Source organism: Asinibacterium sp. OR53 (assembly GCF_000515315.1).
Taxonomy (GTDB): domain Bacteria; phylum Bacteroidota; class Bacteroidia; order Chitinophagales; family Chitinophagaceae; genus Sediminibacterium.
This window is the reverse complement of the sequence record NZ_KI911562.1, coordinates 1599964-1625179: the sequence shown is the minus strand read 5'-3', so window position 1 is coordinate 1625179 and position 25216 is coordinate 1599964. Positions and strand designations below refer to the sequence as shown.

Below are 25216 nucleotides of genomic sequence, written 5' to 3'. Positions count from 1 at the left end.
CCCGAGCGTAGCCGAGGGATCTCACTGAACATTCAAGCAGATCCCTCGACTCGCTTCGCTCGCTCGGGATGACGTTCTTCGTACAATACCTTAATTTACTACAGTTTTAAAAATGCGCCTGCATTGGTTAATGCCTTCACCATGTGTTTGGCGGTATCGCTTCGGTTCCAGTCGCGCTGCAATTCACAGGCCAGTTGTGCTATGCTGGTGAGCTGCGCTCCCGCTTGCTCTACCCTTCTGAGCGCTGTTTCATGTGCTATAAGCGAAGTACCTCCCACAGCATCTACAATCGGATATACTTCATACCCTTCTTTCAATGCGTCTAAAGTGGGGAAGCTCAGACAGGCTTCTGTCCAGAGCGCTGTCATCAACAATTTCTTTCTGCCTGTTTTCTTCACTGCTTCATTGAACGCTGCGTCTTCCCATGCATTGATAGTAGTTCTGTCATAAGAAGGCATACCCTGTAACACATTCAACAACGATGGGATGGTTTCTTTATTGATACCTGTTGCCACATTCACGGTGCTGAGTACAACCGGTATATTAAAAGAACGGATCAATTCCGTTACATTCACAATATTGGCTACCAGTTGGCTCCTTGGCATAGAGTTAATGGAATTCACCTGCACGGGCTGGTAATCTATGATCAGCAGAGCGGCATTCTGCGGAGTGATGAGATGATCCTGTACCGGATCGCGCATAGGATAACTGCTCATATCAGATAATTTTTAAGGTTCGATAAAATTGAAGAATCCTTCAGAAATGTACAAAAAAACTTCCTGTATATTTAGGGCATCTAGCGTACTAAATCATTTCATATGAAACCGTATTCCCGCAGGAATTTTCTGAAGACCGGTCTTGCCGTCCTGCCCGTTCCTTTTGCCGCTACTGCATTTGGAAACACAATAAAAAAACACAAGCCTTTGCTGGCTTTCTCTACATTGGGTTGTCCCGACTGGACCTACTCCCAGATACTGGACTTCGCACAACAAAACGGTTACAATGGAATCGAGATCAGGGGAATCCAACGACAGATCGATCTGGGAAAATGCCCCGAGTTCAGTACACCTGGAAAAATTGCGGCCAGTCTGCAACAGGCAACCGATAAAGGATTGCGGTTTGTTGACCTTGGCTCTTCTGCCGAATTACACCATGCTAATGCTGAGGCAAGGCAAAAAAACATAGCTGCTGCCAAACAGTTCATCGACCTGGCGCAGCAATTGAATTGCCCTTATGTACGCGTATTCCCTAACAGCCTGCCCAAAGACGACCAGCGCAAAGCAACCATCGACAGAATCATCAGCGGATTACTGGAACTGGGTAATTATGCGCAGGGCAAAAACGTTAAAGTGTTGCTCGAATCGCATGGCGATGCGGTGAAGACCGATGAGCTGAAAATGATCATGGATGCATCGAAACATCCGCATGTGGGCATGGTATGGGATGTGGCCAATATGTGGACGAAAGAAAAAGAATCACCCGCATCTGTCTATGCCCAATTGAAAGATTATATTTTCCATACCCACCTCAAAGACTTTAAGTATGTCAATGGCAAAGAGCATTATGTATTGCTGGGCCAGGGAGAAGTACCCATTTTCGAAGCCATCGATGCTTTATACAAAGGCGGTTACAAAGGTTATTACAGTTTTGAATGGGAAAAACTCTGGCATCCGGATATCGATGCTCCGGAAGTAGCCCTGGCAGATTTTCCCAAAGCCATACAAAAACATTTTCAATAGTATCCGATAAAATAAGCCGCATAGCCGTGTTACAGCTATGCGGCTTATCAACAGGTTTGATAACTAATTCTCAGGATTCAGTACTACGTGAATATAATTCTTCATGTTTAAATATTTCTTTGCCCCTTCTTTCAAGTCAGCCGAAGTAACGGCATCTACTTTTGTTTTGTATTGCAGTATCCAGGCCGGATCGTCCTGCTCTATCCAGGAGCGGCTAAGATGAAGTAGCCACCAATTGTTACTGGTTGTGATTTGATCGTCGTATTGCTTTTTCAATGTTTCTTTTACTTTATTCAGGTCCTTCTCTTCTATCCCCTTATCCTGCGCATCTTTTATGATATCAAAAAGCGCGGCAGTAAGCTTTGTAACATTTTCAGGTCCGCATGGAAAACTTGTCTCAACCCTGTAGTGGTTATAAGGGCGATTGATCAATGATCCGGACATAGTTCCATAATAGACCCCACTCATGTCTTCCCGTAACTTTTCAATGATTTTGATGTTCAGCGCCTCTGTAAGCATCCGCAACTTCAACGCTTCGTCTTTGCTGTATTTCCCTTCTCCCGTAAAAATCACATTGACCTGGCTTTTCTTGGCAGTTCCGCGCTTCACTGTTGTATTGATAATACCTTTTACCGGGCGTAATCCCACATCTTTAAAACTGTTTGTCATGGGGCTGGCAGGCAGGCTCGCGAGGTACGTTTCTAGCAGGGGTTTGAGTTTATCCATATCAATATTACCCACGAACGTAAAGTGCATGCCATAACCGTTACTGAATATGTTTTTATAGATATCCATCATCCGGTCCAGGCTGATATTATCAAAATCTGCCGGGGTGGGAAACTTCGGCGCCCAGGGATTGCCTGCATAAGTGATTTTGTTGATGGTATCTGCATAATACAGGTTCGGATTAGCAAGCATATTGGCCATCATACTTTTCTGTGAGGTTACAAACGATTTAAAAACAGCCGTATCCTTACGGGGCGACGTAAAATACAGGTGCACCAGTTGAAAAAATAATTCAAGCTCTTTTGCATTGCAGGTTCCTTCTATTCCTTCATCATCTTCATTCAGGTAAGGAGTTACATTCAGTGTTCTACCTGCCAGGAGTTTACGTAAATCAATGGCCGAAATATCCTTTACTCCCATCAATCGTATAATGGATGAAAAGTTCGAAGTTGTTTGTTTATCGGCAAGGCTGTATTTATGACTGCCACCCCAACGCCAGCCATCCATATGTATTTCATCGTTTTTGAATTCAGTGGGTTTCAGTGTAACGGTAATGCCGTTACTAAGTGTCAGGTCGGTAGTGCCCAATGCTGTATTAGTGGTGGTGTTCGTGATGCGGCCGGGTGTGGGCAGCTTGTCAAACAGTTTTTTAACGACCGCTTTTTCTTCATAGGCTTTCACAGGCAGTTTATGGGCAGCCAGGGTCCATTCAACCAGCTGCGGGTCATCCGGTAATGCAGGTTTGCTTTTTTCATTGGCCATCAATAAAGCAAATTTTCCCTGCGATGATTCTGTTTTACCGGCCAGTGCATTCACTTCTTCCAGTTTAATACCGGCAAGCGTCTTTTTCAGGAACGCGTAACGGTTAACAGAACCAACGATGGGAGCACCACTTAGAAAATGAGCAACATATTCCAGTACCAACCTGCCCGATTCCATCTTATCGCTGTTATTAAATGCCTGCTCTGCCTGGGCCAGCAGGTTCTTTTTGGCACGTTCCAATTCTGTTGCCAGGAATCCAAATTTCTTTACCGATTCGGTAGTAGTGATGAGTGCGTCCAACGCTCCTTTGGCTGGCTTATCACCCAGCATGGCAAAAGAGACAAAACTGCGGTAGCCTCTTATCAATCCATAGAACATAGTGGCACCTAATATAAATGGGGCATCTGGCTGCTGCGACAGTTCCGATAAACGCTGGTTCACCAATGCATTGAATAATCCTTCTGTAACAGATTTCCTGTAATCGCCCCAGGTAGTAATGGGCTCTGCTTTTTCAATATAATTGTACACTTGCAGTATATTGGCGGTTTGTTCTTTATCTGTAAGCACCATAGCAGTATTATTCACACGGTCGGCTATTGGAATAATAGATGGCCGCTGTAATTCTCCAGGCGGGTTTTGCAGTTGATCAAAATGGGCATGTATTTGTTGTTCGGCAAGCGCCGGGTCAATATCACCTACCACCACTACAGCCATCAGGTCGGGTCTGTACCATGTTTTATAAAATCTCTCCAGTGCTTCTGGTTTAAAATGCTGGATAATGCTATCTTTTCCTATAGGCAGCCGCTCTGAATAAAGTGATCCGTTAAACAAGACAGGGAAATATTTTTTCCCCATACGCTCAGTGGCTCCTTTGCGCATGCGGGACTCTTCCAGTACCACTCCTCTCTCCTTGTTGATCTCAGCAGTATCCAATGAAGCATGGGCAGCCCAGTCTTCCAGTATGGTGAACCCTTTCTCTATTTTTACCGGGTCGTCTGTAGGGATAGGCAATATGTACACCGTTTCATCAAAACTGGTGTACGCATTCAAATCGGCGCCAAATTGAACACCGATTGACTGCAGATAACTGACAAGCTCATTCTTGGGAAAGTGAGCAGAACCATTGAAATTCATATGTTCCATCATGTGAGCCAGCCCCAGTTGGTCTGCATCTTCCAGTACAGAGCCTGCATTCACTACCAGACGCAACTGTACTTTCTTTTCTGGTTTTGCATTCTTCCGGATATAATAGGTAAGTCCATTGGACAGCTTACCTATTTTCACTTCCGGATCAACCGGGAGTTTGGTTGACGGATCGAATTGGCCGTAAGAAGCAGCAGTTCCAAGTAAACAGCATAATGCTGTTAAACAACGGGCTAGTGATACGAGTTTTCGTTTCATATTCAGGTTTGGTTTTTTCAAAACAAAACACCTAGCACAACCTTTGCTATTAACAATACAGGTTGCCTTTCCCTTGTAAAAGATTACAATGGGCCGTTGACTATTGGGGGATTTGGGGGGAGATGGTATTCAAGATACGAAACAATTTCAATCAATGCCCTACTTTAATGTAACCCCATCCATCCCGTTGTTTTGAGATGATCTCATAGATACCGTCGGGCACGATTTCCACGCCGGGCACTAATTGATCTTTGGTGAGGTTATTCCTTTTCAGGGTCATGGCGCAGACTTTGAAGCTTGCTTTGTTATCGGCGATGAGTTGCTGTACAGCGGCCTGCTGCGAAGAGCGGCCCTTCACTACCAGGTCGAGCCCCTGGCCATACACCACAACTTCCAATTTCGCTTCCGGTGAAGCGCCTTTGATGAGCCCAATTTCGCGGGTAACAGCCTGCTGGTTGACGGTATCCTTGCTGGACATATCGAATACCACTTTGTAATTTTTTTCCTGTGCATGAACAGACACAATGATTACCAGGGTAAAGAGGTACAAAATGCTTTTTTTCATAGAACAAGATTTAAGTCATACATAGTATTGATAACAATCAGTTTAAAAATACTCATATTTCGACGGGATTCATACTACCTTTGTCTCGAAATTTATACAGCTTACTATTCAATGTTTAAACAATTCACGGCAACGGTATTTCTGATTGCGTTTTCTGCGCAGATATTCAGCAAAGCTGTGATTGTTGTCAACTTCTATGCTAACCAAGCATACATTGCTAAAACCCTCTGTATCAACAAGGCCAACCCCAAAATGCATTGTTGCGGCAGATGCCAGCTTTCCAAAAGACTGAAACAGGAAGACAACAAGGACAGTCAGGACCCTAACCGGAAAATGGAAAAGGGTAACGAAGTGATCTCTTCCAAATCCTTTTTCGCCAGTTATCAGTTTCACAATACGCCTGGAGACCACGCGTACTTCCCCATCTTCCAGGCAGGCAAGTCGGTCGATCGGTCACTGGCTGTCTTTCACCCCCCTACCGTGTAATCTTCCTTTCTCCATTGACCATGGATTAACTACTTCTCACTCGTATTATGCCGACTAAAATAGCCGGATGATACTTCATTTACCCAATTCATCAACCTACATGAAAAAGATATTGATCGTTATTATTTTTTTATCAGCCAGCCTGTACAGTTTCGCTTGTGATATCTGCGGGTGTGGAGGCGGTAATTTCTATATGGGCCTGTTGCCTCATTTCAAAAGTAAATTCATCGGTCTCCGTTACCATTATATGAATTACAATACACAGCTCGCAGCAGACTCTTCGCAGTTCAGCAAAAATTTTTACAACACCATTGAAGTCTGGGGCGGTTTGAATGCAGGCAGGCACTGGCAATTACTGGGCTTTATACCTTATCACCTCAACAAGCAGATTGATGACGACGGCATTAGTCATCGAAACGGCGTGGGCGATATTACCCTGCTTGCCAATTATCAGGTGTTTCACAAAATGACCAGGGGAAACAGGATGGGCACGGAGCAACAACTGTGGATCGGCGGTGGCGTAAAGCTGCCCACCGGCGCTTTCGGTGTGAATGTCAAAGACCCCAACCTTACTGTAAGAGATGTGAATGCGCAATTGGGAACCGGCAGTATCGATTTCCTTTTCAATGCCATTTATAACGTGCGTGTTGGCAACTGGGGTGTGAATACTACCGCCAGTTACAAACTCAATACGGCTAAAGACGCTTATCGTTTCGGAGATAAACTGACCGCCAACAGCATTGCTTTTTACAGTATTCCTGTTGGTAAAGAAATCAACCTGCTGCCCAATATCGGGGCCATGTATGAGTATACGGCAGGCAATGTGCTCCATCACCAACCGGTAGATGCAACAGGAGGATATATCGCCACCGCTTCTGCCGGTGTGGAAATAAACCTGCAACGTTTTACAGTTGGTTTGAATGCACAGGCGCCTTTCAGTCAGCACTATGCCGATGGTCAAACCAGGTTAAACTGGAGAGGCAATTTGCATATATCAATTACACTGTAACGATCATCATGTAACAGCTAAAAGTAAAGCACTCAGCATCTATGGGTGCTTTGCTTTTATATACGGGTTATCACAAAAGGTATTAACACTTCATTTGCCGGGATTAACTTCATATTAACCTTAAATAAAATATTTTTAGGGTACTTATCTAAGCTTTATGAAACATTATTTACGCTTATTGACACTATTATTATTATGGTGTCCGCTCCTCATACAAGCCCAGAAAAATGAGACTCAACCTAAAACAGACAGTACCATCAAAAGGGTCCTCGCCCACACTGGAGGGCGATACCCCAGTATTGTTTTCACGTTAAACAATGAAGTCCTTACAGGCAAACAATTGGATTCTATTCTGAAAACTCATCCAGCATCTGCTGAGGAAATGAAAAAATTCCGTGGACAAAACCTTGCTACCTGGATCACGTTGCCTATTGCTCTTACTGCTCTTGGGGTAGCAGCTGTTCAAGTTAATCAGCAAAAAAAAGCTCCGGGTACTCCTTTCGATAAAGCCCCTTTTGCTTTCTCCATCTGTTTTGGAGCTGAAATTACCGGTATCATCCTGGGGATTACGAATAACCATAGAAGAAAGGCCCTCGAAGCTTACAACAGGGCAGTCATGTAAGCCCGGCTGTGGTAAAACGAGGTTAGCGAAGTATGAAAGGATTTTACTATTTTTAAGTAATCCTTATCTAAACTCTACGCTATGATGACCTCTGCTGCTTTCCGCCGTTTAGGCGTTACCCTTTTTTGTGGATTTCTCTCGATTGCTGTTTTTGCTCAAAATACTACTGTCACCGGTAAGGTTTCCGGCGATGGTACTCCTTTATCGGGCGCTACCGTAAGCGCCGGTACCAAAAGCACCTTGGCCGATGCCAATGGTGTTTTTACGCTGAGCCTGAAACCGGGTACTTATACCATCCGTGTTTCTTATGTAGGCTATAAGCCTGTCACCAGGAACATCACGGTTCAGTCCGGACAATCCTCATCACTCGACTTTTCCCTTGAGCGCGGCGAAGCCACCAACCTCAATGAAGTAGTGGTACTGGGCTCGCGTTCGCGCCTTCCGCGAAGCAATACCGCTACGCCGGTGCCGGTAGATGTGTTTTCTGTAACGGAACTCACTGCAACCGGACAGGTAGAACCTACACAAATGCTCAACCTGGTGGCGCCTTCTTTCAATTCATCGCGACAAACCATTTCCGATGGTACCGATCATATCGATCCGGCTACGCTTCGCGGATTGGGTCCCGACCAGGTACTGGTGCTGATGAATGGCAAACGAAGGCACAACTCTGCACTCATCAATATCAACGGAACCATTGGCCGCGGATCGGTGGGTACCGACATGAACTCTTTGCCCACTTCAGCCATCGACCGTATTGAAGTATTGCGTGATGGCGCCGCCTCGCAGTATGGTTCCGATGCCATTGCAGGTGTAGTGAATGTGGTATTGAGAAGATCGAAAGGCACTACCGTTACTTCACAGATTGGCCAACAATACCAGGGCGATGGTAAAGTGGCCCAGTTGGGTATCTACCACGGTTTTGATATTAAAAACGGTTACCTGGGTATTGCTGCCGACCTGCGATACAGGGGCGCTACCAACCGGGCGGGTTACTATACCGGACCCGTATATACAAACTGGAACGTAGGCAGGAACAGCGGCGAGTCCGATGCCGCTTATATAGCACGCCGCACTGCTTTGTATAGCCAGGATCAGGCTTCAATAAGCCAATACGGATTCGACAGGAACAATAATATGGCCATCGGTAACTCACTGTTGCGCAACGCCCAGTTGATGGTCAACGGCGGGTTCTATATCAATAAGCAAACAGAATTTTATTACAGCGCGGGCGCCAGCTACCGCAAAGGAGAAGCTGCCGGTTTTTACCGTTATCCTTTCCAGAAATCACAGGTTATTCCTGAATTATATCCCAACGGTTTCCTGCCGCAGATACTTTCAGAGATATGGGATAAGTCGGTGATGGCAGGTATCAAATTCAATACCAACGATTGGGCATGGGATATCAGCAACACATACGGCGGCAACTCTTTCCGTTTCGATGTAGCTAATTCAAACAATGCCACACAATATGCCATGACCACCAGCGCTCCCACCAAATTCTATGCGGGTAAGCTGGGCTTTAACCAGAATACATTCAATGTAGATATAACGAAAGACCTGGGCGCCATCATGGGTATGGAACGTGCCAACTTAGGTTTGGGTGCTGAATGGCGTACCGATTTTTATAAGATCACTGCGGGTGAAGAGGCTTCCTGGAAAAACTATGATCCATCTTCCGGTAAAGCCGGCGGCGCGCAGGTATTCCCCGGTTACCAGCCTGCCAATGAAGTAAATGCTACCAGGACTGTTCTCGGCGCCTATGCCGATTTTGAAGCAGATATTACCCATAAATGGCTGGCAGACGTAGCTGCAAGGTTAGAGAACTACAGCGATTACGGTACCAATATTGCCGCTAAGCTGGCCATGCGTTATAAACTCAGTGATGTGGTAAGTCTACGCGGAGCCATCAGTAATGGCTTCAGGGCTCCTTCCATACACCAGCGTTATTTCAGCGCCGTGTCTACTTTATTTGTGAACGTTGGGGGCACACTTACCCCCAGACAAGTGGGTACTTTCCGCAACAACAGCGATGTGGCACAGGCGTTCGGTATTCCTTCCCTCGATGCAGAGAAATCGATCAACGGAAGCCTGGGTGTTACACTCAAACCGGCGAATAATTTCTCTGTTACCATAGATGGATATTATATCCGCATCGATAACCGCATTGTGTATACCAGTCAGTTTACCCGCAGCAACCCTGTGGTGAATACTATTCTCACTCCCTACCCCGATGTGAACGCTGCACAATTCTTTACCAATGCAGTGAACACAGAAACCAGGGGTATTGATGCGGTATTGTCGTACAGACCACGGATGCGAAAAGGCTCTTCACTGGAACTTTCACTGGCGGGTAATTACAACCGCACATTGGTAGTAGGCCCCATCAAAGGCACCGATAAAATCCCCGCAGACCAGTTTGGCAATGTGCTGTTCAGCCGCCAGGAAAAATCAAGACTGGAAGAGTCACAACCCCGCAGCAAAGTGAGCATCTCCGGCAATTACAAAGCAGGCAAATTCGGCACCATGATACGCTTCACCCGCTATGGCGAAGTATATACCAGAGATGCAGCCGACCCCGGACTGGATGAATCATTCGGCGCCAAGATCGTATCGGACCTGAGTGTATCGTATAAAGTGGCCAAATCATTAACAGCTACACTTGGCGCGAACAACGTGCTCGACACCTATCCCGATAAATTGCAAGTAGTAAATATGCCGGTTCCAGGAAGCGCTGGGCCATTCCTCGATAACAGCAGTTTCGGCAGGTTTGTGTACAGCCGTAATGCTACCCAGTTTGGTTTCAATGGCGGATATTATTACCTGAATCTGACCCTTAGTTTTTAGCAGAACAAAATAGAGCTCATTATATAATCAAATGTGGCTCAAAAAAGCACTTTTTTGAGCCACATTTATTAGTTCCCTGAGCTTTATTTAATAGAAGCCATGTCAATCACAAAACGATAACGTACATCGCCTTTGAGCAGTCGCTCATACGCTTCGTTGAGCTGTTGTATGTTGATCAGTTCTATATCTGCAGTGATATTGTGTTTGGAACAGAAATCAAGCATCTCCTGTGTTTCTTTGATACCTCCGATGAGTGAGCCTGCCAGGCTTCTCCTGTGCAGCACCACATTGAACGGCAATATCGGGAGCGGCTGTTCGGGTAATCCTACCAGCACCATAGTGCCATCCAGTTTCAGCAAGGGCAGGTATGCATTGATGTCGTGCAAAGCAGATACGGCATCCAGTATAAAGTGAAAAGTTTTCACATGCTTATTCATCTGCTCTTTGTCATTCGATAATACTACTTCATCTGCACCCAATCGCTTCGCATCTGCAGCTTTACCGGCCGATGTAGTGAACACCACAACTTCAGCACCCATGGCTTTAGCTATTTTGATGCCCACGTGTCCGAGGCCGCCTACTCCTATCACGCCTACTTTCTTGCCTGGACCAACTTTCCAGTGGTTCAATGGCGAATAAGTAGTGATACCGGCACAGAGCAAAGGCGCAGTAGCCGCCAGGTTGAGGTTTTCGGGTACACGCAATACAAAATGTTCGTCTACTACGATGCTCTCTGAATAGCCGCCATAAGTAGTGTTACCAAGGTGTTTATCGGGCCCGTTATACGTTCCTACCAGACCCGCATCGCAATACTGTTCGAGGCCCTCCTTACATTGTTCACATTCACCGCAGGAATCTACCATACAACCAACTGCAGCGAGGTCGCCCACTTTGAATTTGCTCACGTGATCGCCTACACGGGTTACTTTTCCTACAATTTCATGACCGGGTACCACTGGGTAAACAGTGCCGCCCCACTCGTTCCGTGCGGTGTGCAGGTCAGAGTGACAAATACCGCAATAGAGAATTTCGATCTCTACATCGTGCGGTGTTGGCTGCCTGCGCTGGATATTCATTGATTTCAAAGGCGCTTCGGCCGCTTCAGTACCATAAGCTTTTACATTCTTCGTTTGCATATTGTTTATCTTTTAGCTAAGGGGTTTTAATAATAATCAGTTACCGGTTCTCCGTTCCAGTTCTTCGGGATAGCGTTCTCCCTGTATGGCAATATTGGCAGCCGCATTTTCTATTGCACGAAGATCGTCAGGTGTGAGTTCCAACGCTGCGGCGTGCATATTTTCTTCCAGTCGCTTCAGTTTGGTAGTTCCCGGAATGGGAACGATCCACGGCCGCTGCGCTAACAACCATGCCAATGCTACCTGTGCAGTGGTGGCCTGTTTCTCTGCCGCTACTTTACCCAGCAAATCAACCAGGGCCTGGTTGGCTTTTCTTGCTTCGGTTGTAAAACGCGGAACGATATTGCGGAAATCACTACTGTCGAAGGTAGTGTTCTCATCGATCTTTCCGGTGAGGAAACCTTTACCGAGCGGACTGAAAGGTACAAACCCTATTCCCAACTCTTCCAGTGTGGGTAACAGTTCAGCTTCAGGCCTTCTCCACCACAAAGAGTATTCGCTCTGGATGGCGGCAACCGGTTGCACAGCATGTGCACGACGGATGGTTTGCACACCCGCTTCGGAAAGCCCAAAATATTTAACCTTCCCTTCTTTGATCAGGTCCTGCACGGCGCCTGCCACATCTTCAATGGGTACAGAGATATCTACGCGGTGCTGGTAAAACAGATCGATGGCCTCTACTTTCAATCGTTTCAGCGATGCTTCAGCTACTGCTTTGATATGTTCCGGCCGGCTATTCAGTTCACTGCGCTTTGCGGGGTCTGCCGATGTGTCGAACCCGAACTTGGTAGCGATCACTACCTGCTTGCGAAAAGGGGCCAGGGCCTCGCCCACCAGCTCTTCATTTGTAAAAGGTCCGTATGCTTCCGCCGTATCGAAAAAGGTAACACCCATTTCTACCGCTGAATGGATGAGGGAGATCATTTCTTTTTTATCGGCGGCCGGTCCATATCCATAGCTCATGCCCATACAGCCCAATCCCAGGGCCGATACTTCCAATCCGCTCTTGCCGAGTTTTCGTTTTTGCATTGTATTTGCCATATCATTTGTATTGGAGCTTACTAAATGGACACAAAGTTCAACAGCCAATGATTGCCGGTTATTACGCGAATCAATCCATGCTTTACAAAATTCAAACTCCTTTACAATTACAAGGTACTGATCACTTCCACTTTACCCTCATCCACCACTTTTTCGGCTGCCCTGTAAATGAGGCGTTTACTTCCCCGGAATAACACTACCAGGGCCGTTAGCGTACAGGTGGCCATTACGCCGGTCATAGGTAAGGGCGTATGATTATGTAAAAGGCTCACCAGGGCCGAGGCACCCGCACCAATGCTCATTTGAATAGCGCCCAACAAAGCCGAAGCGCTGCCCGCGTTATGTCCGAATGGTGCGAGGGAAAGTGCAGAAGCATTGGGAAAGATAAAACCCTGGCAACTCAGGAAAAGGAAAATGAGAAAAATGATGAGGAACACTTCATCCCAGCCCAGCAGGGTGATAACGACCAATAACAATCCGACTACACATTGGCAACGCAAAGCCCCGTTGATGATCTGTTCGTTGTTGTAATTTTTCAATAATACATTGTTGATCTGGCTTGCACCGATCAATCCCATGGCGATGAGCGCGAATATCCATCCATACTGCTTTTCGCTTACTTTGAATATTTCCATGAACACATAAGGTGATCCGCTGATGTACGCATAGAGTCCGGCATTGGATACGGCCCCTGTGAATGCATAAGTGGCGAACTGCGGGTGGCGGATGATACCGTAAAAATTTTTAATGATGGGTTCCGGCTTCAATGAAAAGTTGGGATCGGGTTGTTTGCTTTCCGGCAATAAATAATAGATCCCGGCCAGGATGAAGAGCGCAATATAAATAAGTATGACAAATACATAGCGCCAGCCCAATACGGCGGTAATATATCCTCCCAATGTAGGCGCCACAATAGGCGATACGGCCACCACCAGCATCAGCGTGGAAAATATTTTAGCATTTTCTTTCACTTCAAACAGGTCACGTACCATGGCCCTTGCCGCTACCATGCCCACACAACCGCCCAGCGCCTGCAAAAGCCTGAGTGCGATCAGCCCCTGCACCGATCCAACCATAACGCAGCCCACAGATGCCAGCAGGTAAATACTCAAGCCCAGGTACAAGGGCTTTTTCCTGCCAAAACGTTCCAGCAAAGGACCGTACAGCAATTGTCCCGCTGAGATGCCAATGAAAAAGCTCGAGAGCGACAGCATTACTTGTGATACGGAGGTATTCAATCCTTTTGCAATGGCCGGGAACGCCGGCAGGTACATGTCAATAGAAAAAGGGCCAATAGCCGTAAGCAGGCCCAGTACAAGAATGAGGTAAATTTTTTTATTGGGTGCACTAGGTTCCAGGCTGTTCTTCATATCATAAAGATAGAAAATCAAATCTTGCCTGTTCCAGGTGTATTTTAATGCAGTTTGTTTTTCAATATCTTTTCTAAGACCTGTTCTTTCTGTTGCCTGGCCACCGGTACCCGGAAGCGGTCTATTTGCAGCAGGTTGCCTTCTACCGCCTGTATTCTATCGAGGTTCACCAGGTAAGACTTATGTGTTTGTGCGAACTGTTGCGCCGGTAACGACGCCGCCATCGTTTTCAGTGTAGAACGGATCATGATCTTCCGGTCGGGCAACTGTATGGAAAGGTAGTTTTCCAATGCCTCAACAAAGAGTATCTCATTGAAAACAAGTTTTTCCAGCCGGGTATCTGTTTTTACAAACAGGTAACCGGCATCGTTGGATTGTTGTAGCCTGAAATAATCGTAGGCCTTATTGGCGGCTTTCAGGAAACGTTCGAAGGAGATAGGTTTAAGCAGGTAATCTAATATATCCAGTTCATACCCTTCCAAAGCGTATGCTTCATAAGCCGTGGTGAATACCACTTTAGGTGCGATTGGATTCATTTTCATGAACTCAATGCCGCTGAGCAGGGGCATATTGATATCGAGGAACAGCAGGTCGGCGTGTTGCCGGCGGAGTAATTGGTTCAGTTGTATGGCGTCTTCGCAAACAGCTACCAGTTCCAGGAAATCTACTTTCTCCGCATAGCCGCGAAGCCCTTTCCTGGCCATCGGTTCATCGTCGGTAATGATGCATTTCAGTTTCATGGTCATTGGTTCAGTAATAAGTTCAGGGATGCCGTATAACTGTCGTTGTTTCTCCGGCATGACAACTGGTGCCTGCCAGGATAAAGTAATGCCAGCCTGCGGCGTAAGTTCTCAATACCGATCCCGGTGGCTATTTTTTTCAATGGCAGGTGCTCTGATAAAGAATTACACACTTCCAGCCGGATGTTTTCATTCTCTTTCTGCAACCGGATGGATAAATGATAGTCCCCTCCCACATATTTGAATGCATTTTCAATCAGCGGGAGAAATAACAACGGGTACACCTGTTCTCCGTTCAGGTGCTCATCGAAGTCGACCTGTAAACGCAATCGTTCTGAAGACCGCGCCTGTTGCAGCTCAATGAAATTGCGGAGATAATCTATTTCCTGTTTTATGGGCACCATCTGTTGCTGGTCGTACAACTGGTAGCGCAGCAGGCCGGAAAATTTCTCAATACTTTTCTTGGCATCTGCTACGCTCTCATCCATCTGGAAATAGATCGTGTTCAATGCATTGAATAAAAAATGCGGGTGGTATTGCGCTTTCAGGAACTTGAGTTCGGTTTGCAATTGATCGTTCGTCATTTTTTCCAGTTGCAATTGATTGTCAACATACGCCTGCAATAGTTTGTTACTCCTTACCACCATGTAGTAAATGAGTGAAAACAATAAGGGAATGATATTGATGGTGGCAAAATCGCCCCAGGAAAGGCCATCATCCGTGAGTGCAGCCATCGGCGTGAAGATGGCATTTGATGAGACCAGTACATATAAGAACACCCAGCCCAATTCACCCATCACTGTTTTATAACTGACGGGCCTGCTCAACTTTCGATCGAACCTGTTAAGCATTTTTCTGAAAACAAACATCGTTACAAAGCCCATAATAATACTACAGGTAACTTCTATGGCATTCACCGTCCAGTCGCGGCGCCAGAATTTGAAACCGCTGATGGTATCATTGAGTATCCTCACGGTGGCATAGACGAGTAAGCCATAGCAGCCGGGGAACAGGTATTTCCAGAAGAATTTCATCTTTCACAAATTACAACATTATCAGCCCAATGCTCCCAGTACCGGCATTACAGTGGGTTGTTGCCCGGATACTGTCATTGCTTTTTTCTGCTCAACAGGTCCTTTCATCCCAAATAAAAACCGCATCACGCGATAAGGCCTGATGAGCAGGTGGAACAGGCAGCCACAGACACCGAATGTTACTGCTACAATGAAAAAATATTTTCCCTCTATCGAGTCTTTCACCTGAACCACATAATAGGCCAGTATCACAATCACCGTCTGGTGCAGGATATAAAAAGGATACACTGCCTGGTTGATATAGGTAAGCGCTTTGTGTGGCCTGTTCAGGTATTTTTTTCCGTAACCTACCAGCGCCAGCACCCACGACCAGGCGATGATGGGATACAATGCGAGGTAGCAGTAAGTCAGTGGTTGAACTTTCCAGTTTGTCCACAGATCGGAAGGTTCCAGGTGGTTCCATCGCAGGTAATTGATCATCACTACAGAAAGAAAAGCAACCAATAAAGACAGGCGTCGGTTTCTTTCGATGGCGCCCATCAATAAAGGATTGCTGATGCAAACAAAACCGGAAAGCATGAACAGGAACCAATAAGGCAAATAGGCCAGGTCGTTTACCAGGTCATTGCTCTCGGGGTATCGCAACACAAGTGAAGTAAAAACCAATATAGCAGGCAGGCAAAGCAGGTACATTCTTTTGTTCTGCGATAACCAGGTGGTAACCATGGCAAACTTTTTTCCTCCGGGAGATATGATCCAGGCGAAAAGTGGCGCTGCCAGCAGGTCGTACACGAACAGGTACAGGATGAACCAAAGGTGGTGCCAACTGAGGTTCCCTTTCGGGTAAGGGATGCCTTTGAAAATGGAAGGATAGAAATCAAAGAAATTTCCCTTGAAGCCCTGTGTGAGCCTTTCCATATATACCTGTGGCGGAACGATTACCAGCATGCCGAATAATAATGGCACCATCAGCCGCTGAAAACGCATGCCAACGAACTGTTTCCCGCTTTTGCGCTGCATGATGAAATAAGCAACGGCACCGGAAATAAAGAACAACAAATGCATGCGAAACCGGCTCAGCCAGAAATTGAATTCGAGGTAGAGGTTGCTGGTTTCGTTGTTCTTGATATGCCACTGGCTTTCGGCAGCGAATGGCTGCGCAGCGTGAAAGAAAAGGACCCCGATGATGGCCAGCAACCGAAGCCAGTCTAAATAACTCTGGCGGGAAGTAGTTCGCATACGATGAATTTTATGCTAAACTAATTTCTGCTGCATCCTGCTAAAATATCTGTGACATAAGGTTCAAAATGCGTGACGAATGCCGTTTCCGCGTCGGCTAAAAACACGAACAATCTGGCAACAATAAAATAACATTCCCGCAGGATATGCGGAATTGCTTTTTGTTTTAATATTTTTTATATCTTTTCCCCTAGAATCTCCGGGTTCTAAAAAACCTGCATTTTATTTTTTATCTAAAACCCATTGCCAAATGAGAACACGACTCTGCATTGCCAAAATGCTCATGGTGTTAACCTTGCTATGGGGCTTAGCATCCACGGCTATAGCACAGAACCGGCAGATCACCGGTACTGTTACAGACGCCAAAGGACGAGCCCTGCAAGGTGTTTCCGTCTCCGTTGCCGGAACAAACACTTTTACCACAACTGACGCCAACGGAAAATTCACCATCTCTCTTAAAAAGCCCGACGACCAGGTTTCTTTCGCGTATGTAGGCTACGTTACCAGGAAAGTAGCGCCGGGCACGCAATCACAACTATCGGTAGTACTGGCCGAAGATGAAAGCCAGACCAGTGAAGTAGTGGTTACCGGTTACACTGCACAACGTAAAAAAGACATCACGGGTGCGGTAACCGTAGTCAATGCCAAACAGCTCACTTCCGTGCCTGCTGCCTCCGTAACACAGATGTTGCAGGGCCGCGCTGCCGGTGTGAACGTGGGTAACGACAATTCACCGGGCGGCGGTACCATGGTGCGTATCCGTGGTTTCGGTACCGTAAACAACAACAGTCCGCTGTACATTATCGACGGTGTACCTACGCAGGGAACCCTGAACCAGCTCAACCCGAACGACATCGAAAGCATGCAGGTACTGAAAGATGCTTCTTCTGCTTCTATCTATGGCGCCAGGGCCGCGAACGGCGTGGTGATCATCACCACCAAAAAAGGTAAACCAGGTGAATCGAACATCAACTTCGATTATTACACAGGCTCTCAAAGGCCCGGTAAAATGCTCAACCTGCTGAACACGCAGGAACTGGGTCAATACCTCTACCTGGCCGACCTGGGTGCAGGCAAGAACCCATCTGTTACTTCGCCTTCGGCGCAGTATCGTTTCGGTCCGAACGGAGAAGAAACCATTGCCGATTATATTTATCCCAATGTGTTCGGCCCGCTTCCTGCCAATTACACGTACACGAACGACATCAACAACCCACAGTTGGGTAAAACAGCCTTTAACATTACCAAGGCCAACAAAGATGGTACCGACTGGCAGAATGTGATCTTCGGTCCGGCTACCATCTCCAACTACCAGCTAGGCGCTACCGGCGGTGGCAAGAGCGGCCGTTATGCGATCTCCGGTAATTATTTCGATCAGAAAGGTATCCTCAAGTACACCAAGTACAAGCGTTATTCTGTAAGGGCCAACACTGAATTCACCAAGGGCGTGATGACCTTCGGAGAAAACCTTACGGTTTCTTATGATGAAAGACAGGGTATCGACAACAACAACGAGTCGAACCCCATCATGTTCGCTATCCGTGTGCACCCCATCATACCGGTGTTCGATATTACCGGCGGTCCACCCGAGTTGGGCGGAACCAATACCTCTCCTTACAATGGCTTCGCGGGCAGCCGGGGTAGTAACCTGGGTAATGCACCCAACCCCTTTGCACGTTTGTATCGCGAGAAAGATAACATCACCAAGGGCATCCACATTTTCGGTAACGTGTTTGCAGAACTGCAACTCACCAAGAACCTGAAAGCCAGGTCCAGCCTGGGTGTGGAGATCAATCAATACAACCGCAATGAATATTTTCATCGCGATATTGAAGCGGCCGAGCCCCGGAATACCAACAGCCTGAACGTGATCAATTCTGTAGACCGGTCACTCACCTGGTTCAATACATTGAACTATAACAAAGCTTTCGGCGATCACCTGTTGAATGTGCTCGTAGGAACTGAAGCGGTGAAAACCTATGCTGCCACTACCGTTGCCAGCAGGAGCGGTTTTGCATTCGATGACCTCGACTACCGCTACCTCGATGCAGGTTCTGCATCAGGCCTCAGCAACAGCGGTGCAGGCGCTACGCGAAGCGCCCTGTTCTCTCAGTTCGGTAAAGTGAACTATTCTTACAAGAGTACTTACCTCGCCGACTTCACATTACGCCGCGACGGTTCTTCCCGTTTCTCTGAAAGCAACCGTTATGGTATTTTCCCGGCGTTTTCTTTGGGTGTGCGCCTCACCGAGTTTCCCTTCATGCAAAAACTGCATTTCGTGAACGACCTGAAAGTTCGCGGCGGCTGGGGAAGAACCGGAAATCAGCTCATCCCCAATGTGTACAACGCTTATACTTTGTACGCATCCGATCCCAACAACAATGCGTATGATATCAATGGTACCGGATCATCCATCGTGGGTGGTTTCAGCCTGGTACAGTTTGGTAACCGCAATGGCAAGTGGGAAACCACTACTTCCACCAACGTTGGTTTCGATGCGTCGCTGTTGAATAACCAGATGGATGTTGTGTTCGACTGGTACACCCGCACCACCTCCGACATGCTGGCGCAGATTGCTATGCCACGCACCATGGGAACGGCTACCATTCCTTACACCAATATCGGTGAGATGCGCAACACAGGTTTCGACCTGGGTATCAACTACAAGAATAAGATCGGTAATTTCCGTTACCAGGTAGGCGCCAGCATCAGTCATTACAAGAATGAAGTGATTAAACTGAACAATGATCCCAACGCCACACTGTTTGGTTTCAGCACACGTCTCCCGCCCATCTCCGCTACTAAAAGAGGTCTGCCTATTGCCAATTTCTACGGTTATATTGTAGATGGTGTGATCAAAGACGATGCAGAAGCCGCCACTGCACCTAAATTCGGTACCTATACCCGTGCAGGAACCTTTAAGTTCAGGGATGTGAATGGCGATGGTGTGATCACTGCTGCAGACCGTACCATCCTGGGTAGTCCGCATCCTGATTTTACTTATGGCCTGAACCTGAATTTCGGGTATAAGAACTGGGATCTGACTGTATTCGGACAGGGATCGCAGGGCAATAAGATCTTCAACTATGTAAGGTACTGGACCGATTTCAATACGTTCCAGGGTAACCGTTCCAAAGACATCCTGTACAATTCCTGGAAAAAGCAAGGCGATATAGCCAAACTGCCCCGCCTGAATTCAGGAGATGCGACCAGTCAGCAAGTGTCTTCTTATTTTATCGAAGACGGTTCTTACATGCGTATCAAGAATATCCAGCTCACTTATACCATACCTTCTTCCTGGCTGAAGCGGGTGGGTCTTACCAGCGGACAGATCTATATACAGGGTCAGAACCTGTTCACCATCACCAAGTACACAGGACTGGATCCTGATATCAACCTGAGAACTTCCGGAAACGATAACCAGGATATCCATATGGGTATCGATGAAGGCGCTTATCCGGTGGCCAAATCTTACCTGGTAGGTGTGCGTATCGGTTTTTAACCCATTGACTTAAACTTTTATCAATCATGAAAAAAATATTCATCATCACCTTAGCGATTGCAGTAGCAGGTGCTTCCTGCTCCAAGAGCTTCTTCGATCTCAAGCCGCAGGGTCGTGCATCGGTAGACCAGCTGAGCAATAAGAACGGGGTGAACGGTTTGCTCATCGGCGCTTATTCGCTGATGGACGGCGTAGGAGCCGGTAATACGGGGCGTACTTCCGCCATCTCCAATTATGTGTTCGGTGGTATCACCAGCGGTGATGCCGTAAAAGGTACCGATGCAGGTGACCAGCCCGAACAGTCATTCATTGAACAATACAACTGGCTGGCCGACAACTCTTATTTCCTGGGCAAATGGCAGCATGCTTATGCCGGTGTTTCACGTTGTAATGAAGTGATACAGATCGCGAACAGCAAAGCAGTAACAGATATGACCGATGCCGAGAAAACACAGGTGGTTGCCGAAGCGCGCTTCCTGAGAGGGCATTATCATTTTGAAGCCAAGAAAATGTGGAACATGGTTCCCTATATCGATGAAACGATCTACAACAGGGATGATCCCAATTCCACCAAAGTGCCCAACAATGTAGACATCTGGCCCAAGATCGAAGCCGATTTCGATTTTGCTGCCAAGAACCTGCCTGCGGTACAATCGCAGAAAGGCAGGGCTACCAAGTGGGCTGCAGAAGCTTACCTGGCCAAAGCTTATGTGTTCCAGAAAAAATGGGCGCAGGCCAAAGTGTTGTTGTTAGACATTTTACAGAATTCCGGTAAAACGCTCATGGCCAATTACCATGAAAATTACCGCACGATTACCAACAACAACGCCGAATCTATTTTCGAAGTGGAGTTCTCTGTGAACGACGGAACCACCGGCAACAATGGTAACCAGGGCGATAACCTCAACTGGCCTTATTCTTCCACTGCACCGGGAAGGGGTTGTTGCGGTTTTTATCAGCCTTCTCATAACCTGGTGAATGCTTTCCAGACCGACCCCGTTACCGGGTTGCCCATGATCGGCGCTGCTGCCGACGGAACGCAGGATACTTTCAATAAGATCGACCTGCCCAACGACGAGGGCATCAAGAGCAGTGATCCGTTCACACTCGATAAGACGATAGCTGTAGATCCGCGACTCGACTGGACTGTAGGCCGCCGCAGTGTGAACTTCCTCGACTGGGGTCCGATGCCGGGCTCCAGCTGGATCAGGGACCAGAACTATGCCGGTCCTTTTACCGGTAAAAAATGGATGTACTACCTGGCCGAAGAAAACAGCAGTACGCATTCCACCAACCGCCGCAGCGTGAACAATAACTACCGTTTACTGAAACTCTCGCATGTGATCCTCTGGCTGGCTGAGTGTGAAGTGGAGCTGGGCAACCTGGGTTCTGCGGAAGGTTATGTAAACATGATCCGTACTCGTGCCAAAGCAGGTTCTGTGCAGGATGCTAGTGTGAGTTATAAAGTAGAACCTTATCCGGTAGGTACTTTTGTTGCCAACGGTGCCGACTATGCCAGGAATGCCGTGCGCATGGAAACAAGGCTGGAGTTTGCGATGGAAGGCCATCGTTTCTTCGACCTGGTTCGTTGGGGTATTGCAGAGAAATACCTGAATAAATATGTACAGGAAGAATCTGTTCCCGGTACAGAACCTTCGGGCAGGCATTTCAACAAACGCACTTACCTCTCGGGAAAAGTGTTCACTTCCAAGAATAATTATTTCCCTATTCCGCAGGATGAGATCCTGAACTCACAAAAAGATGGTAAGCCAACCCTGGTACAGAATCCGGGATATTGATTGATCCATTATTATGAAATAAAAGAAGCCGGGAGTTAACTCCCGGCTTCTTTGTTTGTATGCGGTGTTATTCGATTATGGGACCAAGGGCTTTGTTTCAAGACCTATAGGAACCACATCTGTCAGTTCGAGAGACACCACCATTTTTTGGGTGGCACTTTTGTATTTTTTGAAATGCGCGGTTTGTAAATGTGCTTTGTAGGCCTCTTCATTGGCATATATTTCCAGCACTGTTACATGGGTGGGGTTGTTTTTGTCGTACACTGCATACAGCGTGAGCACGCCGGGCTCCAGGCGCACGGCTGCTTCAATGCCTTCTTTGAGGGCCGCTCTGTAGTTTTCCAACTGCGTACTGTCTACTACAATTTTTGCCAGGCGCATCATACGGTCTTTTTTTTGTGCAGAAACGGTTGTGTATGAAAATACAGTGAGCATGCAAACAGCAGTCAGTAAACAGTACCAACGGCGTATGTTTCTATGGGTATGAGTAATGGTGTTGATTGTCATGCCGGGTTGTTTTAGTTCGTCTCGTACCTGTAAAATTCAAAAAAAATACAAAGAGTTGTTTACAAACTTCAATCTATCAATTACAAAATTCAAATCATGATTGGCTGAAAATAAGGAATGACCCTTGTGCAGGGTCATTCACGCATAGAAATGCTGCTTTAAATACTCACACTGAGGTTTAGATTATTTTTTCGATCCGGTAAAAGTACCTGCCCATGTAGCGCTTGCGGCCCCAGTAACCGGTATACCACCGAAATTACCACTCACAGAACCGGTATTGTTGACCATTACCAGTGTTCCGTTCAGGAAGCTGTTGGCGAAGGCGGCGGCTGATGCAGAAGTGCTGATCACAGTGTTCAGGGCGCCACTTGCATTGACTGTTCCAACGAATACAAATGTCTGGCCAACAATTACAGATGATGTAATGGTACCAGATGTCTTGCCATCGGCAGCAACAGTCATCGTCCAGGTACCGTTGTCCTTGGTATTGCTGCTATCGCTCCTGGAACTGGAATAGGTACCCGACCAGTTTCCCTGGTATTGGGCAGTAGCAGAAGAAGAGTTGTTATCGTTTTTAGTGCAACCAACAAAAACCGTAGCTGCTAAAAAAATCGATGCAATTGCTTGAAATACATTCCGTTTCATACTAAGCTAATTTAAATTGATAAATGATCAATTAGGTGTAGGCAAGTATGATGCCAATAATTTTCGTTAAGGTTAATTTAAGATCATTTTACCTTGTCCTGAACTGCATGGAACAATGGATAAAGCATTGAGATTTACATTTTTATTGACATTTCGTTTTGTTCCTTTATGAATCTTACCAACTAAAATGGATGATTATGAAGATGAAAACTTTACTAATCTTCATTCCCTTTTTAATTATTACCGGATCTGTTGTTGCCCAGGTATCCACGCCGGAAAATATAGTGCTTGATGGAAAAATTGTTGAAAAAGGAACTCATCTGCCTTTAGCCTATGTAAATATTGGGGTTTTGAACAAGCCAAAAGGTACCGTTACAGATACCACGGGGTATTTTTCATTTACTATCAATCGCCAAGATTTTTCCGATACATTACAAGTGAGCATCGTTGGATACAACACGCTACGAATTCCCGTAAGCCATTTTTTAGTTTCTTCCAAAAAACAAATTGAATTAACAGTAAGGATCGAGCAACTTGCTGAAGTAACTGTTACCAATTCTTCGGTAAGAGCTGACTCAGCAATCATTGGCAGGCAGGCTGTTAGCAAACTCGTACAGGTTTCAGTCCATCACAAAACATCGGCAGATGAAACAATAGGATCTGAAATGGGCATGCGTTATAAAACAGGCAGGAAGAATGCTATTCTGAAGAATTTCAACTTTTATGTCTCTGCCAATAACTTCAATTACATCAAGTTCAGGATCAATGTTTACAGTTTGAAAAAAGATGTACCCAACACATTGATCTATGATAAACAAATTTTTGCCGCGATAGAGAATTTTAAAACCGGCTGGACAAAAATTGACCTGAAAAAATACAATATAAAAGTAGACAGAGAATTTGTGGTAGCCATTCAATGGATTGAAAGCAGAATGGACAGGAAAGAAAATCCTGTTACGCTTTTACCTGTTGCAGTGACACCGTTCTCAAAAAATTGCTATGTAAGAATAGCAAGCCAGGATCAGTGGAAAAGGATGGGCGTGAACCTGAGCAATTTTGTAACCATTGCCTATTGAAGCTTTATTTTATTATTAACGTCTCACCATCTGCAGGGATCATCAATTGGAAGGATTGACTTTTCATGGCCAACTGTGCTTTCAGATCGGTTCTTTTGATGAAACAATGGTTCACCGTGTCCATATGAACAGCTACCAGTTGTGTTGCAGGAAACGCCTCCTGTACTTTAATGATATCGTCAGGCGTCATAGTGATTGGGTCGCCTGTCAGGAACCTGGCTCCTCCTGCGTTGAGAACACTAACAGCAGGTTTATACGCATGAAGGGCTGCCTGTACTTCTTCACACCAAACAGTATCTCCTGCTACATATATGACAGTATCCTTATGAGAAAACACGTAGCCGGAAACTGTACCCATTTTATGACCGATCTCTCCTGTTCCATGCTGACCACCAGTTCTGTTGATCTTAATATCCTTGAACTGAAGTGTTGATTCAACAGGTGTTACATTGGTGAATCCTTGTTCTCTGATCTTTGGGAGATCGCTGGGTTGACAAAAAACAGGTTTGTCTTTATTGATGCGTTGCTGGGCTGCTGCATCCCAATGATCCCTGTGCAAATGCGTAACAAACACTGCATCTGCCTCGTTCAGCTTCTTATCCAATGCCGCTTCATCAAAAGGCAAATCAACCATCGGGAACCGGGTATCATTACCACAATTTTGAACCGGGTCCATAGCACCCTTCGCTGATAACATTGGGTCTATCAATAGCTTTGTGTTACCCAATGTAATGATGAGCGTGGCATGCCTGACGAGTTGGATATGGTTGCCTTTCATTCGTTTTATAAACATGCTTTTTGATAATTTCGGGAATAGCCCAATTGGAGCGAGTATTTGTAAAAAGTCTTTCCGATTCATAAATGTTTATTTTCACAAAGCCCACACAAAGAAAAAAAACAATTGAGAATTTCCCTAAAACCCCTAAATAATATCCAGTACAATTAGAAAAAAGAGAAGTAATTTCCCTGT

At 46.2% G+C, this 25216-nt stretch carries 20 protein-coding genes; 8 read left to right on the top strand and 12 right to left on the bottom strand.

Annotation, left to right across the window (positions count from 1 at the left end):
- Positions 1–98: 98 nt before the first annotated feature.
- A complete protein-coding gene (locus SEDOR53_RS0107390; RefSeq protein ID WP_026769149.1) occupies positions 99–716 on the bottom strand; it encodes a hydrolase in 618 nt (205 codons plus the stop codon).
- 102 nt (positions 717–818) lie between these two features.
- Here SEDOR53_RS0107390 and SEDOR53_RS0107385 point away from each other — a divergent pair, with 102 nt between their 5' ends.
- Positions 819–1739, top strand: coding sequence for a sugar phosphate isomerase/epimerase (locus SEDOR53_RS0107385; protein ID WP_026769148.1), 921 nt, complete (start codon positions 819–821; stop codon positions 1737–1739).
- Between the two features lie 63 nt (positions 1740–1802).
- Here SEDOR53_RS0107385 and SEDOR53_RS0107380 read toward each other — a convergent pair whose 3' ends face one another.
- Together SEDOR53_RS0107380 and SEDOR53_RS0107375 are read right to left on the bottom strand one after the other, a co-directional pair.
- Complete coding sequence (locus tag SEDOR53_RS0107380) at positions 1803–4628, bottom strand: pitrilysin family protein (RefSeq protein WP_026769147.1); 2826 nt, start codon at positions 4626–4628, stop codon at positions 1803–1805.
- A gap of 151 nt (positions 4629–4779) precedes the next feature.
- Positions 4780–5193 (bottom strand): DsrE family protein, encoded by a 414-nt coding sequence (locus tag SEDOR53_RS0107375; protein WP_026769146.1) that lies wholly within the window; start codon positions 5191–5193, stop codon positions 4780–4782.
- 111 nt (positions 5194–5304) lie between these two features.
- Between SEDOR53_RS0107375 and SEDOR53_RS18520 the strand changes: the two genes are divergently transcribed.
- The 4 genes from SEDOR53_RS18520 to SEDOR53_RS0107355 all read left to right on the top strand — a co-directional run bounded on the left by SEDOR53_RS18520 (position 5305) and on the right by SEDOR53_RS0107355 (position 10157).
- Positions 5305–5679, top strand: coding sequence for a hypothetical protein (locus SEDOR53_RS18520; RefSeq protein ID WP_051347929.1), 375 nt, complete (start codon positions 5305–5307; stop codon positions 5677–5679).
- Between the two features lie 100 nt (positions 5680–5779).
- On the top strand, positions 5780–6688 hold the full coding sequence (locus SEDOR53_RS17380; protein ID WP_070415580.1) for a hypothetical protein: 909 nt from the start codon (positions 5780–5782) through the stop codon (positions 6686–6688).
- 157 nt (positions 6689–6845) lie between these two features.
- Positions 6846–7310, top strand: a complete 465-nt coding sequence (locus SEDOR53_RS0107360) for a hypothetical protein (protein WP_026769145.1) — start codon at positions 6846–6848, stop codon at positions 7308–7310.
- Positions 7311–7391: 81 nt separating this feature from the next.
- Positions 7392–10157 carry a TonB-dependent receptor gene (locus SEDOR53_RS0107355; RefSeq protein ID WP_026769144.1) on the top strand — a complete coding sequence of 922 codons (2766 nt, stop codon included), beginning with the start codon at positions 7392–7394 and terminating at the stop codon, positions 10155–10157.
- A gap of 83 nt (positions 10158–10240) precedes the next feature.
- Here SEDOR53_RS0107355 and SEDOR53_RS0107350 read toward each other — a convergent pair whose 3' ends face one another.
- The 6 genes from SEDOR53_RS0107350 to SEDOR53_RS17370 all read right to left on the bottom strand — a co-directional run bounded on the left by SEDOR53_RS0107350 (position 10241) and on the right by SEDOR53_RS17370 (position 16717).
- Positions 10241–11293: an NAD(P)-dependent alcohol dehydrogenase gene (locus SEDOR53_RS0107350; RefSeq protein WP_026769143.1), complete on the bottom strand. Its 1053-nt coding sequence runs from the start codon at positions 11291–11293 to the stop codon at positions 10241–10243.
- A gap of 36 nt (positions 11294–11329) precedes the next feature.
- A complete protein-coding gene (locus SEDOR53_RS0107345) occupies positions 11330–12322 on the bottom strand; it encodes an aldo/keto reductase (RefSeq protein WP_026769142.1) in 993 nt (330 codons plus the stop codon).
- Between the two features lie 119 nt (positions 12323–12441).
- Complete coding sequence (locus SEDOR53_RS0107340; RefSeq protein ID WP_051416541.1) at positions 12442–13704, bottom strand: multidrug effflux MFS transporter; 1263 nt, start codon at positions 13702–13704, stop codon at positions 12442–12444.
- 44 nt (positions 13705–13748) lie between these two features.
- Entirely contained in the window at positions 13749–14444 is a 696-nt protein-coding gene (locus tag SEDOR53_RS0107335) for a LytTR family DNA-binding domain-containing protein (protein ID WP_026769140.1), read from the bottom strand.
- Positions 14445–14446: 2 nt separating this feature from the next.
- Complete coding sequence (locus SEDOR53_RS17375; RefSeq protein WP_051416540.1) at positions 14447–15478, bottom strand: sensor histidine kinase; 1032 nt, start codon at positions 15476–15478, stop codon at positions 14447–14449.
- A 21-nt stretch (positions 15479–15499) separates the two neighbouring features.
- A complete protein-coding gene (locus SEDOR53_RS17370; protein ID WP_051416539.1) occupies positions 15500–16717 on the bottom strand; it encodes an acyltransferase family protein in 1218 nt (405 codons plus the stop codon).
- Positions 16718–16967: 250 nt separating this feature from the next.
- Between SEDOR53_RS17370 and SEDOR53_RS0107320 the strand changes: the two genes are divergently transcribed.
- Together SEDOR53_RS0107320 and SEDOR53_RS0107315 are read left to right on the top strand one after the other, a co-directional pair.
- On the top strand, positions 16968–20219 hold the full coding sequence (locus SEDOR53_RS0107320; RefSeq protein ID WP_026769139.1) for a TonB-dependent receptor: 3252 nt from the start codon (positions 16968–16970) through the stop codon (positions 20217–20219).
- A gap of 26 nt (positions 20220–20245) precedes the next feature.
- Positions 20246–22018, top strand: a complete 1773-nt coding sequence (locus SEDOR53_RS0107315; protein WP_026769138.1) for a RagB/SusD family nutrient uptake outer membrane protein — start codon at positions 20246–20248, stop codon at positions 22016–22018.
- A 75-nt stretch (positions 22019–22093) separates the two neighbouring features.
- Here SEDOR53_RS0107315 and SEDOR53_RS0107310 read toward each other — a convergent pair whose 3' ends face one another.
- Together SEDOR53_RS0107310 and SEDOR53_RS0107305 are read right to left on the bottom strand one after the other, a co-directional pair.
- Positions 22094–22525 (bottom strand): putative quinol monooxygenase, encoded by a 432-nt coding sequence (locus SEDOR53_RS0107310; protein ID WP_026769137.1) that lies wholly within the window; start codon positions 22523–22525, stop codon positions 22094–22096.
- Positions 22526–22708: 183 nt separating this feature from the next.
- Positions 22709–23170, bottom strand: a complete 462-nt coding sequence (locus SEDOR53_RS0107305; protein ID WP_026769136.1) for a hypothetical protein — start codon at positions 23168–23170, stop codon at positions 22709–22711.
- Positions 23171–23373: 203 nt separating this feature from the next.
- Between SEDOR53_RS0107305 and SEDOR53_RS0107300 the strand changes: the two genes are divergently transcribed.
- On the top strand, positions 23374–24246 hold the full coding sequence (locus SEDOR53_RS0107300) for a carboxypeptidase-like regulatory domain-containing protein (RefSeq protein ID WP_198018840.1): 873 nt from the start codon (positions 23374–23376) through the stop codon (positions 24244–24246).
- A gap of 4 nt (positions 24247–24250) precedes the next feature.
- On the opposite strand, the gene SEDOR53_RS0107295 is transcribed toward SEDOR53_RS0107300, so the two are convergent.
- Positions 24251–25039: an MBL fold metallo-hydrolase gene (locus tag SEDOR53_RS0107295; RefSeq protein WP_198018838.1), complete on the bottom strand. Its 789-nt coding sequence runs from the start codon at positions 25037–25039 to the stop codon at positions 24251–24253.
- Between the last annotated feature and the right edge of the window lie 177 nt (positions 25040–25216).